The following is a 13,366-nucleotide window of genomic DNA, read 5'->3' as shown; positions in this document are numbered from 1 at the left end:
TTGACCATAATACGTGCCTCATTGCGGCACAACTAGAAGTGGCTCATATCATCATTAGACGCTGTCAGTTGTGTAGGCGGCCGGATTCGCGACCGTCCCGCTCCGGACGGGCGCAGGATCAGGCCTGGGCGGGTGGTGCGGGCGACCGCGTCGTGGCGATCAGCGCCGCCACCTGGCTCCGCGACGTGAAATCGAGCTTGGTCAGGATGCGCTGCACGTGCGTATCGACGGTGCGAGGTGAGATCACCAGTTCGTCGGCGATCTCCCGGTTCGTCTTTCCGGTCGCCACCAGTCGCGCGATCTCCTGCTCGCGTCGCGTCAGGGGCAGGTCCTGGAGAGGGTTGTCGATGTCGTCCGGCTTCGCCAGCACCTCGCCCAAGGCGACCGAGGCCGCCTCGTCGAGGGTGAGTCGCCGACCGTGCCCGAGCGCGGACCGATAGTCGCTCACGCCGAGCCCAGCCGCGCCTCGGGCCGCGTAGCGATCGTGCCACTCGCGCATCCCGCCGAAGCCGTGGAACGGAGGGCCGAAGTCCCCGGCGCGTGCGTCTCCGACACCGAACAGCACCGCGGCCCGCTGAGCGTCGCCGACTTCGACCGCTGTCCAGGCCAGGAGTTCGATCGCCCAGACCATCCCCTGCCGGTTGTTGAGAGCACGCTTGCGCACCAAGCTCTCCCGCGCCAGGCCTGCGGCCGACTCGGCGTGCCCACGCAGTAGTTCCTCCAGGCCGAGGAAGGCGAGCGCCCAGGACAGCAGTAGCCCCTCGCCGTAGGCGGCGCACAGCTGGCTCGCCTCGGTCAACACCTCGTGCGCCTCGTCGAGCCGGCCCTGGTAGCAGTAGGCCAGTCCCAGGTTGAGCAGCGCAAGGGTCAGGTACGGCGGACCGCCCTGGACGGCGCGCTCCATCTCGACCCCCGCCTCGAGGTGATCGATCGCCGGCTCGATCCGGCCGTCGAATAGCTCGGCGACACCGAGTGAGCTCTGTGCGTGAGCCGCGCTCGCAGCATCGCCGACCTTCGCGGCGGTCCGCTCACACTCGATGAGCTGCTCCCGTGCCGCGGGGTAGTCGCCGTTGACGGCGCACAGGAAGCCGTGGATCCACAACGCAGGCGCCCGCTCGGTGTCGGTCGACTCACCGGCCGCGAGCAGCCGGCTCAACCATCGCTGCCCCTCCCCAGGCAGTCCCGAGCTGATCCAGAATGTCCACAGCGTGCTCGCCAACCGCAGCCCGGTGCCCGCCCGGCCCGGGTGGGCGAGGGCGCCTTCCAACGCGGCGCGCACGTTGGCCTGATCCGCGAATACCAGGCTGAGCAGTCGCAGCTGGTGCGGACCGAACCAACCTTCTTCCACCGCGCGGGCCATGGCCAGGACGTGGTGCAGGTGCGCTTCCTGCACCACCTCGCGCTCGCCCGCCTCGTCGAGGCGCAGGGCCCCGTAGAGCCGGATGGTTTCGAGCATCGTGTAGCGCGATCCGTCGGGCACCACCAGGGACTTGTCGGCCAGCTCGCACAGCGCGGTCCACACCGCGTCGGCTGACAAGTCGGATCCGGCGCAGACTGCCTGCACCGCCTCCAGCGTCGCGCCGCCACGGAACACCGACAGCCGAGCCCAGAGCACGCGCGCCTGGGATGTGCACAGGTCGTAGCTGTAGTCGAGGCTCGCCCGCAGCGAGCGGTGCCGCGCCGGAGTCGAACGCGAGACCCGGGTGGCCGGCGCCAGCGGGTCGCCGCCGTGGGTCAGCATCGACTCCACGGACAGCCATCGGCTCCCCGCCGCAGCCAGCTCGATGGCGAGGGGGAGCCCGTCGAGCTGCCGGCACAGCTCCACGACCGATTGCTCGTCGTACCGACCGGCGGCGATGTCGGGATTCAGCGCCCCCGCCCGCTCCAGGAAGAGCGCGACACTTGCATAGCTCTGCGCCTTCCCGGGTGACAAACCCACCTCTGGGCCGGGCAGCGCCAGCGGCGGAACCCGGAAGAGCGCCTCACCCTCGACGCGCAGCGCCTCGCGGCTGGTCGCCAGCACCCGGAGCGAGGGACAGCCGTGCAACAGGGCGAAGGCTACGTCCGCCGCGGCGTCGACAAGATGCTCACAGTTGTCCAGCACGAGGAGCATCTGCCGCTCGTCGATCGCCGCGACGAGGTCCCCGAGGTCGTTGCCGGCGGACAGGCTGATCCCTATGCGCGCCGCCACGGTGGCAGCGATCAGATCGGGCTGGGAGAGGTCGGCCAGCGGGATCGTCCAGACACCGTCGGCGAACGCGCCGCGGACCTGGCGGGCGATGTGATACCCCAGGCGAGTCTTTCCCACGCCGCCGGGACCGGTCAGTGTCACCAGCCGGGAGTGTGCGAGCAGCCTCTTGACCTCCGCAGTCTCGGTCTGCCGACCGACCAGGCTGGTGACCTCTGCGGGCAGTGCCTCCCGAAGTCGCGCGTCCCTGCGCACCATCCCTCGCGCACCATCCCGTTCGGTCGTGGTCCCTGGTGACCGCATCAAGCCCGCTCGGCCGCCCGAAGAGCTCTCGTGGCGCCGATGTGAGGAACCTAACATACGTAGCCGCGTACGCCGTTCTACTGATGCGTGGCCCAGCCCGGTCGGCGGAGGCTTGGGTGACACAGCACACAACGACGTGGAGGTCATCCAGATGGAGTGTCGCGCTCACAACGCCGTAGCACGCCGCGGTTCGCATCGGCCGGGACGAAGCGATAGCCGAGGCCCGATCCCGGACCGCCGTCCCGGCCGGCGAGGGGGCGTTCACGCTGCACGAAATCAGGCCCTACCGTCGGCACCAGCGGTGGACGAGCCCATGGTCCGCGCGGCCGAGCTCGTCACTCGCGTCGCCGCCCTGATCCCCCTGCCGAGCGATTCCCTAACCGTCGACGACGCCGCCTGGTCGGCCTTCGAGGCGCTCCTGGCCGAGGCTGCGACGTTGCTGGCCGGTGCGCTCGGCCACGACGGCCGCGCCGTGCTGCCTGCGCTGACGGCTTCACCGCTCGGCGCCAATCCCCTGTGCGTGCTGCTGATGGAACGCTGCAGCCACACCTTCTAAAGTAATGCTGCTATTATGTTATATAAATCGATAACATGAGTGCACCTTCAGTGTGCCTCACCAAGTGCACAGGAGGAGCTTCGTGACGGAGCCACAGTCCGGGGCGACAACACTGGACGCCCTCGTCATCGGTGCCGGCATTTCCGGCATCTACCAGCTCTACGCGCTTCGCGAACTCGGACTCGACGTACAGACGCTCGAGGCCGGCTCCGGAGTGGGCGGAGTCTGGTACTGGAACCGCTACCCCGGCGCCCGCTTCGACGCCGAGAGCTACACCTACGCCTACTTCTTCTCCAAAGAGCTCATCGACGAGTGGGACTGGAGCGAGGAGTACGCCGCCCAGCCCGAGATCGAGCGCTATCTCAACTACGCGGTCGACAGGTTCGGACTGCGTGAGCGGATCAACCTCGAGCAACGGGTGTCCTCGGCCGTCTGGGACGCCTCGAGCCGGCGCTGGACCGTGACCACCGAGAGCGGCCGGGTCTGGCGGCCGCGGTACCTCGTCACCGCGCTGGGGATCCTCTCGGCGCCGGCCTTCCCGAAGGTTCCCGGTCTCGAGGACTTCCGCGGCGAGTGGGCACACACCGGCCTGTGGCCGGCCGACGGCGTCGACTTCACCGGCAAGAAGGTCGCCGTGATCGGCACCGGATCCAGTGGCGTCCAGATCATTCCGATCGTCGCCAAGGACGCCGACAGCCTGGTCGTCTTCCAGCGCCGCCCCAACTGGTGCACACCGATCAACAACTTCGACATCACATCCGAGCGGATGGACGACATCCGCAACCGGATCGACGAGATCTTCGAGGCCACCCAGCTCTCCCCCTCCGGCTCGCCGCACAGTCCGATGACGGAGTCCTCTCTCGACCTCGACCCCGAGGAGCGACGCAGGCACTTCGAGAAGCTCTACGACTCCCCCGGCCTGGTGATGGCCTTGGGCAACTTCCGCGACGTCGCCCTCGACAAGCGCGCCAACGACAACTGCACCGCCTACATCGCCGAGCGGATCCGCGCCCGGGTCGACGACCCCGCTGTCGCCGAGCGGCTCATCCCGACCGACCACGGCTTCGGACAGAAGCGGCCGCCGCTGGAGAACGGCTACTACGAGGTCTTCAACGAGCCGCACGTCACACTGGTCTCCACCCTGGAGGAGTCCATGGTCCGGTTCACCGAGACCGGCATCGAGACGAGCGCAGGTCACTACGACGTCGACGTGATCGTCTTCGCCACCGGTTTCGATGCCGTCGTCGGCTCGTACAACAAGATCGACATCCGTGGCGAGAACGGACTCAGCTTGAAGGAGCACTGGGAAGCGGGTCCGCGCACCTGGTTCGGCATGCAGACGGCAGGCTTCCCCAACCTCTTCATGATCGGCGGAGCCCAGAGCGTGACGGGGACCATTCCGCGCATCACGGATTTCCAGGCCGATTGGGTCGCCTCGGCCGTCGAGTACGCCCGCGACCACGGGTACACCACGATCGCTACCACCGAGGCGGCCGAGGACGAGTGGATCGACCACGTCAACGGCGGCATCGTCGGGACCCTGCAGGAGAAGGCCGAGTCCTGGGCCTTCGGCTCCAACGTCCCCGGTCGCAAGCGCGCCTACCTGCTCTATGCCGGTGGCCTGCCGCAGTATCGCGAGCGGGTCCGCGCCGCCACCGATGACGACTTCCGGGGTCTGACGTTCTCGTCCTGACCCTCGACAAGTACTGCGCCCGACGCCGTTGACGTCTTCCAATGATGTCCACTATGTTGTTTAAACAACATTAGGCGCCGGGCGCAGTGCGTTCGACGACAAGAGAGGCAGCGATGAGCACCAGAGCAGCAATCCTGTGGGGCACGGGCGAGAAGTGGAGCGTCGAAGACGTGGAGCTCGCCGATCCCGGCCCGGGCCAGGTGCGGGTCAAGATCCGCGCGACCGGCCTGTGCCATTCCGATGACCACGCCGTCACCGGTGACATGCCGACCCCGCTGCCCCTCGTCGGTGGCCACGAGGGTGCGGGCGTCGTCGAGGCGGTGGGGCAGGGTGTCACGCGCGTGGCGCCCGGCGACCACGTCATCCTCATCTTCCAGCCGCCGTGCGGCTACTGCCGCAACTGCGCGCGCGGACGTTCCAACCTGTGCCTCAACGCCTCGCTGCAGGAGTACGGCGCCACCAAGTCGTTCCGAGCCCGGGGCCAGGAGGTCGCCGCTACCGGCGACCTGGGGACCTTCGCCGACGCCACGGTCGTCTCGGAACGCTGCGTGGTGAAGATGGACAAGGACATCCCGTTCAACGTCGCCGCCCTGCTCGGCTGCGCGGTCACCACCGGCTGGGGCGCAGCGGTCTACCTCGCCGAGGTGGAGCCGGGTGACAACGTCGTCGTCATCGGCAGCGGCGGCGTCGGTATCAACTCGGTCCAGGGCGCCAAGAACGCAGGCGCGAACTTGATCATCGCTGTCGACACCGTGGAGATAAAGCGGCAGAAGGCGCTCGAGTTCGGCGCTACCCATGCCGTCGGCTCGATCGAGGAGGCGCAGGCGCTGCTCACCGACCTCGCGCCCGGACGAGGCGCGGACGCGGCGATCCTGTCGGTCGGTGTGGGCGACGGCAGCAAGCTGGGCGAGATCGTCGACCTCACCGGGCCCGCCGGCATCACGGTGATCACATCCGTCTCGCCGATCGCCTCCGCCAGTGTCAACATGAACCTTGCCATGTTCACGCTGACCCAGAAGACGCTGCGCGGCAATGTGTATGGCGGCGTGCAGGTGCACCGCGACATCCCGCTCCTGCTCGACCTCTACCGCCAGGGGAAGCTCAAGCTCGACGAGCTCATCACCCAGACGTACACCCTCGACCAGATCAACGAGGGCTATGCGGACATGCACGCGGGCAAGAACCTGCGTGGCGTCATCGAGTTCTCCGCCTGACCGCCAGAACCTTCAGCTACAGACTGGGGCCGCACCCTCACGGGGTGCGGCCCCTGTCGCCGTACGTGTGAGGTCAGACCAGGGCGGTCTTCAGATCGGCCGTGAGTCGTTGCAGGTAGGCACCCATGCGCTTGGGCATCCCGAGCAGCACCACGCCGACCAGCGCGCCACCGCGCCGATAGCCGACGGCCGCCTCACCACCCAGCTCGCCCTCCAGCACCTCGACCTCGTCGCCGAGACCGGGCTGGCCGAGCGCGCGCAGGCTCACTGCGCCCTGGTCGGACCAGAACGTGGGGATCGTGCCGAACGGCTCGGTCCACGGCGTGTCCGCCAGATCAGCGAGCAGCACCCTGGCGGCGTACATGCTCGTGTCCACCGCCACCTGCCAGTGCTCGATCCGGCGCGGCTCGGCGTCGTACAGTGCGTTCGGGAAGCGGCCGACGTCGCCCACGGCGACGACGCCCGACAGTCCGCCCGGGTGAAGCATCTGATCGCAGACGACGCCGTTGGTCAGATCGAGTCCGTTGCCCTCGAGCCAGCCGGTGTTCGGCTCCGAGCCGATCGCCTCCACGACCACGTCCGCGCGGAGCCGGATGCCGTCGGTGAGTTCCACGGCCCCAGGCTCGATCGCCGCCACGCCGGTGCCGAGGTGGAACGTCACGCCCGCCGCCGCATGCCGACGGTGCAGCTCGGCGCCGACCATGGCACCGAGCGGAACCTGCATCGGCACGTCGTCGACAGCGACCATCGCCACCTCGCAGCCACGGGCGATCGCCGTCGCGGCCACTTCGCAGGCGATGAAGCCGGCGCCGATCACGACCACCCGCGAGCCGGGCCGCAGCCTGTCGCCGAGGGCGATCGCGTCGTCGAGCGTGCGCAGCGCCGTGGCCGGGCCACCCACCTCCGGCGGCAGCCTGCGGGCCCGGACCCCCGTCGCCGCGACCAGTCCGTCGTAGCTCAGCTCCGTGCCGTCATCGAGCACGACGACCCGGCGGCTGAGATCCGACGAGACGACGGCACGGCCCAGCAGCCAGTCGATCGGGTGCTCGCTGTCACGCCGACGCAGTTCGACACTGGCGTGATCGCCGCCGTCGGCGAGCAGCTTCTTCGACAGCGGCGGCCTGGTGTAGGGGTAGTGCACCTCGTCGCCGACGATCGTGATCTTCCCCGTCCAGCCGTGCCGGCGCAGACCCTCTGCCGTGCGCAGTCCGGCCAAGCCGGCACCGGCGACGACGATGGTGCGCTCGTCGGGATCGAGTGCCTCCAGGTGACCCATTTGACGTACTCCTCGCGGTTCGTGGTGAAAGGTCGGTGCGACGTCAGACGACGCCGTCGGCGTGCAGTTTTTCGATGGCGCCGGGCTCGAGTCCGAACTCGGCCAGCAGCGCGTCGGTGTGCTCCCCCAGGGCGGGTACGTCGCCCATCACCGGCGTCAGGCCGGCGATGTCGATCGGCGGTGCGAGGGCGGGCGCGGGGCCGCCGGGCGTCTGCACCTCGTGCCAGCGCCCGCGCTCGCGCAGGACGGGGTGGTCGAGGAAATCGGCCACCTGGTTGATCCGCGCGTTGGCGATCCGCAGCCTGTCGAGCAGCGCGACCACCTCGTCGCTCGTACGCCGGGCAAAGGCCGCTGTCACGAAGACATCCAGCTCTGCCCGGTTCGCGACCCGATTCGCGCCGGAGCTGAACCGCTCGTCGTCGACGATCGCCGCATCCTCGAGGAAGTTGGTGCAGAAGGCCTTCCACTCGACGTCGTTCTGGATCGAGAACAGCACCTCGGTCCCGTCGGCGGCCGGGTAGGCCCCGTACGGCGCGATCGTGGCGTGATGGGTGCCGAGCCGACGCGGCTCGACCCCGGTGAACGCGGTGTAATACGCTGGCTGGCTCATCCACTCCGCGAGCGCGTCGAACAGGGAGACCTCGACGGGGCGTGCCACGCCGGTGGTGGCACGGCCGAGCAGCGCGGCCAGGACTCCGCTGAAGGCATACATGCCGGCGGCGATGTCGGCCACGGAGATGCCGACCCGGGCACCGGTCTCGGGACCGCCGGTGATCGAGACCAGGCCGGTCTGGCACTGGATCAGCAGGTCATAGGCTTTGCGCTGTGCCCACGAGCCGGTGCTCCCGTAGCCGTTCACCGCGCAGTCGACCAGCCGCGGGTTGAGCTCGGCGAGGGCCTCCACTCCGAACCCGAGCCGGCCGACGGCGCCGGGCCCGAGGTTGTGCACGAAGACGTCGGCCTTCTCCAGGAGCTTGCCCAGCACGGCGCGTCCGCTGTCCGACTTCACATCGAGGGTCAGCGACTCCTTGCCCCGGTTGAGCCAGACGAAGTAGCTCGAGAGCCCGTGCACGGCAGTGTCGTAGCCGCGGGCGAAGTCGCCTGAACCGGGGCGCTCGATCTTGATCACGCGGGCCCCGAGATCGGCCAGCTGGCGGGTGGCAAAGGGAGCCGCCACGGCCTGCTCGAGACTGACGACGAGCAGGCCTTCCAACGGGCGCGGTGCGGCAGGGGATGGCATGGTCGGCAAGATGTTTCTCCTGACGGATCTCTGTAGCGGATTTGTAGTTCAAACCTCACTCAGCCGGTCGGTCAATCATGGACTTCCACGATTGCAACCTTGGTCATATAATGTAAGCATAGTAACCGAGCATTATTGGATCGGGCAGTGTAGCCCCGGGTCGAAGGCGGAACACCGATGGACACCTCCACTGACACCACCATCCCGCCGGCCCAGCCTCGCCTGGCTCCCGGCCTGCGCTGGGGCATCAAAGGCTCGTTCGTCGACTACGTGCGCCGGATGCCGGACGGCAAGGGCTCGGTTGGCGAGGGCGCGACACCCGTCGGCACCGGTGATCTCTTCTACGAGTACGACGCGGCAGCGAGCAGCGCCGGCGACGACGCGGGCAGGCAAGTGTGGGCCTTTCGCGGCGACGTCCGGTTCAGCGGCCACTTCGGCATGCTCTTCGTCCGGATCGCCCATCCCTGGGTGGAGGTCGACGGGTCGCGGGCCGTGCTGACCATCGAGGATCCCGAGGCGCGCGAGGGTGCGCCGCGGGTGCCGCTGGTGACGGCCCGGCTGGAGCGCATCGCCACCGACGACGGGTCCGTGGTCTGGGGTGCCGACGACGTGGCCCTGACCGCCGACGGCGTGACGCTCTTCAACGACGTCTACGCCGAGGGCGAGCCGTTCGACCCGCTGGTGGTCCAGCTGCCCGCGTGACGGGCGCTCACCGCTCCGGCAGGGCCGACGGAAGGGTCACGAAGGCATCCAGAACGCGAGCGAACCGTTGCTCCAGCAGCGGCTTGAGCACGTGATCGGTGAAAACGGCCTCGCGTCCCGCCGACATCGCGTTCAGCGCGAGGTCCGCGACCTGCTCCGGATCGAGCGCGGGACTCAACCCGTAGTCGGCGAACGCCTCGTCCTCGGGGTCCTGCCGGGAGCGGGTCATCCGCTCGGGCCGCACCTCCTCGGCACGGCTGATGTTCGTGCGCACGGCTGCCGGGTTGAGCAGAGTGACTCCTACCCGGGTCGAGGCGAGCTCCATGCGCAACGTCTCACTGAGCCCCACCACGCCGTACTTCGCAGTCGAGTAGAGCGTGCTGTGCCGACTGGGCAGGTAGCCGTTCATCGAGGCCGTGTTGAGGATGTGGCAGTCGCGTTTCGACTCGAGCATGCCGGGCAGGAACTCCTCGATGCCGTGGATCACTCCCCACAAGCAGACGCCCAGCACCCACTCCCAGTCCTCGTGCGTCGCGGTTGCCGCATGTCGCGGCGTGAAAACGCCGGCGTTGTTGCACAAGACCTGCACTCCGTCCGGCGCCCAGGCGGCGACCTGCTCACCGAGCGCCGCGACGTCCGCCCGTGACGAGACGTCGCATGCCACCGCGAGCGCGGGCGCGCCCTGTGCGGTGAGCTCGTCCACGACGGCGGCGGCGTCCTCGGCGCGGATGTCGACCACCACGACCCGGCTGCCCGCCAGCGCCAACCGCAGCGCCAGCGCCCGGCCGATGCCGTGCGCTGCTCCCGTGACCACGGCCGTCGTGCCGGCGAAGGTGCGCAGCGTCACCGCTCCACTCCCAGCGCCCGGGCCAGGACGGCGATTTCCTCGGCCAGGTAGCGGCGGGAGATACCGGCCGAAGGCTCGGCGGTGAAGGCCGCGTGGAACGCGCCGGGGAAGCGGTGCGCCTCGACCGCCACTCCCGCCTCGGCCAGCATCGCCCCGTAGGCGAGACCCTCGTCGCACAGCGGGTCCAGTTCCATCACCGCAACGTACGCAGGCGGCAGACCGCGCAGGTCGTCGATGCTCGCGCGTCCGGGGGCTGCCTCCGCCGGCACATCAGCCGATCCCGGGGCGAGGTCGCCCAGGTAGTGAGCCCAGCTGACCTCACCCACGGGACGGCTCCAGATCGGGGTGTCGTCGTAGCGCAGCATGCTCGCCGTGGCCAGTCGGTCGTCGGTGATGGGCACCGAAAGGAACTGGAAGCACGGCGCGAGTTCGCCGCGCACCCGGATCGCCAGGCCGGCTGCCAAGGCACCGCCGGCGCTGACACCGTGGAGGGCGATCCGCCCCGGATCGACACCGAGGTCGGTGGCAGCGGCGATCAGCCAGCGCAGCGCCGTCTCGCAGTCGTCGAGCGGTGCCGGGTAGGGGTGCTCGGGCGCCCGGCGGTAGTCGACCGAGACGACGACCGCCCCCAGCTCGCGGCTCAGCTCCACGTTGCGGGCGTGGCCGGCATCGGACGAGCCGCTCACGAATCCGCCACCGTGCAGGTGCAGGACCGCGGGCCGGGGCTCGGGTCGTGCCGGTGGCCGGTAGAGCCGCACCGATACAGTCCGGCCGTCGGGGCCGATTTCCCGGTCGGCGATCTCGATCTCCCCCGGTTCGACCTCGCGGGCGCGGGCCGCTGCCCCGGCATCCGAAGCTGCGCGGAAGCGCTGGTAGTCCACGAAGTCGACCACGGGCAACGCGTCGAGCACATGCTCCAGCTCGGGGTCGAGGAGCTCACGCCAGCCGCTCATGCGTCCGTCCCGCGGCGCAGCCCGTAGGTGCCGAGCGGTCGGCCGAGCTTGAGTAGCAGCCATTGCAACGTGATGCTCCCGTCGAACTGCGTGACGATCCGCCCCGAGGGGTGCTTGAAGTAGTTGCTCGACCGGGCCCAGGCCGTGCGCCGCAGGCGACGCTGCAGCCAGGCGTTGTATGCCGTACAGGCCAGCTCGTGGGTGTCGATCGCGCTGAAACCGCGTCGCTGCATCCGGCGCAGGTCGGCGACGACCCACGCCGCCTGCTGCTCGGACTTCCAATAGATGCTGACGGCGCCGGAACCGCTGGTGTTGGGGCCGAAGAGCATGTAGAAGTTCGGGTAGCCGGGGACCGTCACCCCCACGTGCGCGAACGCGCCGTCCGCCCAGGTGTCGCGCAGTCGGCGTCCCCGTCGTCCGATCACGTCGTAGCCGGCGAGAAGCTCTGCGGCGGTGAACCCGGTCGCCGTGACGATCACGTCCACCTCGTGATGCTCTCCGTCGACATCGACCAAACCGGTCGGCGTCGCCGAAGCCACCGGCCGCGGGACCAGGCGGACGTTGTCGCGCTTGAGCGCCGGATAGAAGTCGTCGGAGAACACCACTCGCTTGCCCTCGAAAGGGTAAGTGGGCGTGACTGCCTCACGTAGGTCGGGACGGTCGGCGAAGGTGGCGCCGATGTAGTCGCGCGCCATCTGATCCATCGCCCGGTTGCGCCTACTGCCCGCGACATAGCTCGGCCGGCCGCTGAGGTTGCGCCACTCCTTACGGATGATCTGGACGCTGCGGTCCAGCCGCCGGTGCCACGCGCGGGAAGTACGGCGCAATTCGCCTGCGTCGTAGGTGCGCTCGCCCTTGGGCAGCACCCATCCGGGTTCCCTCTGGAAGACGTTGACCGAGCGGGCGACCGGCGCAATCGCCGGAACGACCTGTGCCGAGGACGACCCGACCCCGACCACCGCCACCCGCGCATCGGCCAAGTCGACGTCGTGGCGCCACTGCTGGGTGTGCATGACGGCGCCACCGAAGGTGTCGAGGCCCGGCCACGCGGCGAGGTTCGGGTTGCTGAGCAGCCCGACGGCGCTGACGAGGACTTCGGCCTGGTAGATCTCACCCGCCGCCGTCGTGACGCTCCAGCGATGTTCGTCCTCGTCCCATCGGGCCTCGGTGACCCGCGTCCCGAAGACGAAGTGCCGCTCGAGGTCGGCCTCCTCGGCCACCTGCTCGAGATAATCCAGCACCTCATGCCGGCGCGCGTGGGTGCGTCGCCACGGGTGGGTGCGGAAGCCGAATTGGAAGATCAGCGACGCGATGTCGACCGCCGCACCGGGATAGGTGTTGATCCGCCAGGTCCCGCCGAGACCGTCGGTCTCGTCGAGGATGCGGAAGTCGTCGATTCCGGCTCGCTTCAGCCGGACTCCCATGGCGATTCCGCTGATTCCGGCGCCGATCACGAGGACACGCACGAACTCCTCCAATCGAGACCCTCCCCAACGATCCGCGGGAGGGGCTAAGGTGGCAAACATAACAAGAAAACATTAGTGGAAGGTTAGCAACAAGATATGGGACGTGTCAGCGGAAAAGTTGTCTTCATTACCGGGGCCGCACGCGGTCAGGGCCGTAGCCATGCGGTCCGGCTCGCCGAGGAGGGTGCCGACATCATCGCCGTCGACCTGTGCGACGACGTACCGGAGATGGCCTATCCGGGCGGGACGCGCGAGGAGCTGGACGAGACGGTGCGCCTGGTCGAGCGGACGGGTCGCCGGATAGTCGCACAGCAGGCAGACGTGCGTGACTTCGCCCAGTTGCAGCAGGCGGTCGATGCAGGTGTCGCCGAATTGGGCCGGCTCGACGTCGTCGTGGCGAACGCCGGTGTCCTGACCGCCATCGGGCCTTTCGACCAGATGAGCGAGGCCGCCTTCACCGATCTCGTCGACATCAACCTCACCGGAGTGTGGCGCACCGTCAAGGCGGCCATGCCGCACCTGCGCGCCGGCGGACCGGGCGGCTCGATCATCCTGACCAGCTCGAGCGCCGGCATCCGGGCGTCGCGCAGCACCGCCCACTACGTCGCGAGCAAGTTCGGCGTCGTCGGTCTCATGCGAGCGATGGCACTCGAGCTCGGCCCCGAGATGATCCGGGTCAACAGCGTGAACCCGGCGCAGGTCGACACCCCGATGATCCAGAACGACTTCATGTACCGGCGCGCCTGTCCCGACGTGGAAAGCCCCGGTCGTGAGGAACTCGCCGCGGCGTCGCTCTCGCGGATGGCGATGCCGATCCCGTGGGTCGACTCGGCCGAGGTCTCGCACGCGGTCGTCTTCCTCGCCTCCGATGAGTCGCGCTACGTGACCGGCCTGGCGATGACGGTCGACGGCGGGATCAGCATCTCCT

At 68.9% G+C, this 13,366-nt stretch carries 11 protein-coding genes; 5 read left to right on the top strand and 6 right to left on the bottom strand.

Features of this window, described 5'->3' with window-relative positions; translation table 11 throughout:
* Positions 1 to 118: 118 nt before the first annotated feature.
* Positions 119 to 2,446, bottom strand: a complete 2,328-nt coding sequence (locus tag MLGJGCBP_RS20015) for an ATP-binding protein (protein WP_160097695.1) — start codon at positions 2,444 to 2,446, stop codon at positions 119 to 121.
* A gap of 358 nt (positions 2,447 to 2,804) precedes the next feature.
* On the opposite strand from MLGJGCBP_RS20015, the gene MLGJGCBP_RS20010 reads away from it, so the two are divergent.
* The 3 genes from MLGJGCBP_RS20010 (at position 2,805) to MLGJGCBP_RS20000 (ending at position 5,954) form a co-directional block, all read left to right on the top strand.
* Complete coding sequence (locus MLGJGCBP_RS20010) at positions 2,805 to 3,047, top strand: hypothetical protein (RefSeq protein ID WP_160097694.1); 243 nt, start codon at positions 2,805 to 2,807, stop codon at positions 3,045 to 3,047.
* 82 nt (positions 3,048 to 3,129) lie between these two features.
* Positions 3,130 to 4,740 (top strand): flavin-containing monooxygenase, encoded by a 1,611-nt coding sequence (locus tag MLGJGCBP_RS20005; RefSeq protein WP_201453137.1) that lies wholly within the window; start codon positions 3,130 to 3,132, stop codon positions 4,738 to 4,740.
* Between the two features lie 113 nt (positions 4,741 to 4,853).
* Entirely contained in the window at positions 4,854 to 5,954 is a 1,101-nt protein-coding gene (locus MLGJGCBP_RS20000; RefSeq protein WP_160097693.1) for an NDMA-dependent alcohol dehydrogenase, read from the top strand.
* Between the two features lie 73 nt (positions 5,955 to 6,027).
* Here MLGJGCBP_RS20000 and MLGJGCBP_RS19995 read toward each other — a convergent pair whose 3' ends face one another.
* Together MLGJGCBP_RS19995 and MLGJGCBP_RS19990 are read right to left on the bottom strand one after the other, a co-directional pair.
* Entirely contained in the window at positions 6,028 to 7,230 is a 1,203-nt protein-coding gene (locus MLGJGCBP_RS19995) for an NAD(P)/FAD-dependent oxidoreductase (protein ID WP_160097692.1), read from the bottom strand.
* A 43-nt stretch (positions 7,231 to 7,273) separates the two neighbouring features.
* Positions 7,274 to 8,470, bottom strand: a complete 1,197-nt coding sequence (locus MLGJGCBP_RS19990) for a CaiB/BaiF CoA transferase family protein (protein WP_160097742.1) — start codon at positions 8,468 to 8,470, stop codon at positions 7,274 to 7,276.
* A gap of 177 nt (positions 8,471 to 8,647) precedes the next feature.
* Here MLGJGCBP_RS19990 and MLGJGCBP_RS19985 point away from each other — a divergent pair, with 177 nt between their 5' ends.
* Positions 8,648 to 9,172, top strand: coding sequence for an HtaA domain-containing protein (locus MLGJGCBP_RS19985; RefSeq protein WP_160097691.1), 525 nt, complete (start codon positions 8,648 to 8,650; stop codon positions 9,170 to 9,172).
* Positions 9,173 to 9,179: 7 nt separating this feature from the next.
* Here MLGJGCBP_RS19985 and MLGJGCBP_RS19980 read toward each other — a convergent pair whose 3' ends face one another.
* The 3 genes from MLGJGCBP_RS19980 to MLGJGCBP_RS19970 are packed head-to-tail and all read right to left on the bottom strand — an operon-like array spanning position 9,180 to position 12,438.
* Positions 9,180 to 10,019, bottom strand: a complete 840-nt coding sequence (locus MLGJGCBP_RS19980) for an SDR family NAD(P)-dependent oxidoreductase (RefSeq protein WP_160097690.1) — start codon at positions 10,017 to 10,019, stop codon at positions 9,180 to 9,182.
* The gene (locus MLGJGCBP_RS19975) at positions 10,016 to 10,972 is read right to left on the bottom strand and encodes an alpha/beta hydrolase (RefSeq protein WP_160097689.1); all 957 of its coding nucleotides are present in this window, start codon (positions 10,970 to 10,972) and stop codon (positions 10,016 to 10,018) included. Before MLGJGCBP_RS19975 ends, MLGJGCBP_RS19980 begins: the two co-directional genes overlap by 4 nt.
* Complete coding sequence (locus tag MLGJGCBP_RS19970) at positions 10,969 to 12,438, bottom strand: flavin-containing monooxygenase (protein ID WP_160097688.1); 1,470 nt, start codon at positions 12,436 to 12,438, stop codon at positions 10,969 to 10,971. The genes MLGJGCBP_RS19975 and MLGJGCBP_RS19970 overlap by 4 nt, the downstream gene beginning before the upstream one ends.
* A gap of 96 nt (positions 12,439 to 12,534) precedes the next feature.
* On the opposite strand from MLGJGCBP_RS19970, the gene MLGJGCBP_RS19965 reads away from it, so the two are divergent.
* Positions 12,535 to 13,366 (top strand): mycofactocin-coupled SDR family oxidoreductase (locus MLGJGCBP_RS19965; protein ID WP_160097687.1); only part of this gene is annotated, 832 nt, incomplete at its 3' end.

It is taken from the genome of Rhodococcus sp. T7 (genome assembly GCF_009872365.1).
In the GTDB taxonomy this organism is placed as follows: domain Bacteria; phylum Actinomycetota; class Actinomycetes; order Mycobacteriales; family Mycobacteriaceae; genus Rhodococcus_F.
Note: the sequence above shows the minus strand (reverse complement) of the source record. Positions and strands in the feature narration are given on the sequence as shown.

Coding starts and splice junctions, on each gene's coding strand:
- MLGJGCBP_RS20015 (WP_160097695.1), bottom strand. CDS start 2,446: ATGGTGCGCAGGGACGCGCGACTTCGGGAGGCACTGCCCGCAGAGGTC.
- MLGJGCBP_RS20010 (WP_160097694.1), top strand. CDS start 2,805: ATGGTCCGCGCGGCCGAGCTCGTCACTCGCGTCGCCGCCCTGATCCCC.
- MLGJGCBP_RS20000 (WP_160097693.1), top strand. CDS start 4,854: ATGAGCACCAGAGCAGCAATCCTGTGGGGCACGGGCGAGAAGTGGAGC.
- MLGJGCBP_RS19995 (WP_160097692.1), bottom strand. CDS start 7,230: ATGGGTCACCTGGAGGCACTCGATCCCGACGAGCGCACCATCGTCGTC.
- MLGJGCBP_RS19990 (WP_160097742.1), bottom strand. CDS start 8,470: ATGCCATCCCCTGCCGCACCGCGCCCGTTGGAAGGCCTGCTCGTCGTC.
- MLGJGCBP_RS19985 (WP_160097691.1), top strand. CDS start 8,648: ATGGACACCTCCACTGACACCACCATCCCGCCGGCCCAGCCTCGCCTG.
- MLGJGCBP_RS19975 (WP_160097689.1), bottom strand. CDS start 10,972: ATGAGCGGCTGGCGTGAGCTCCTCGACCCCGAGCTGGAGCATGTGCTC.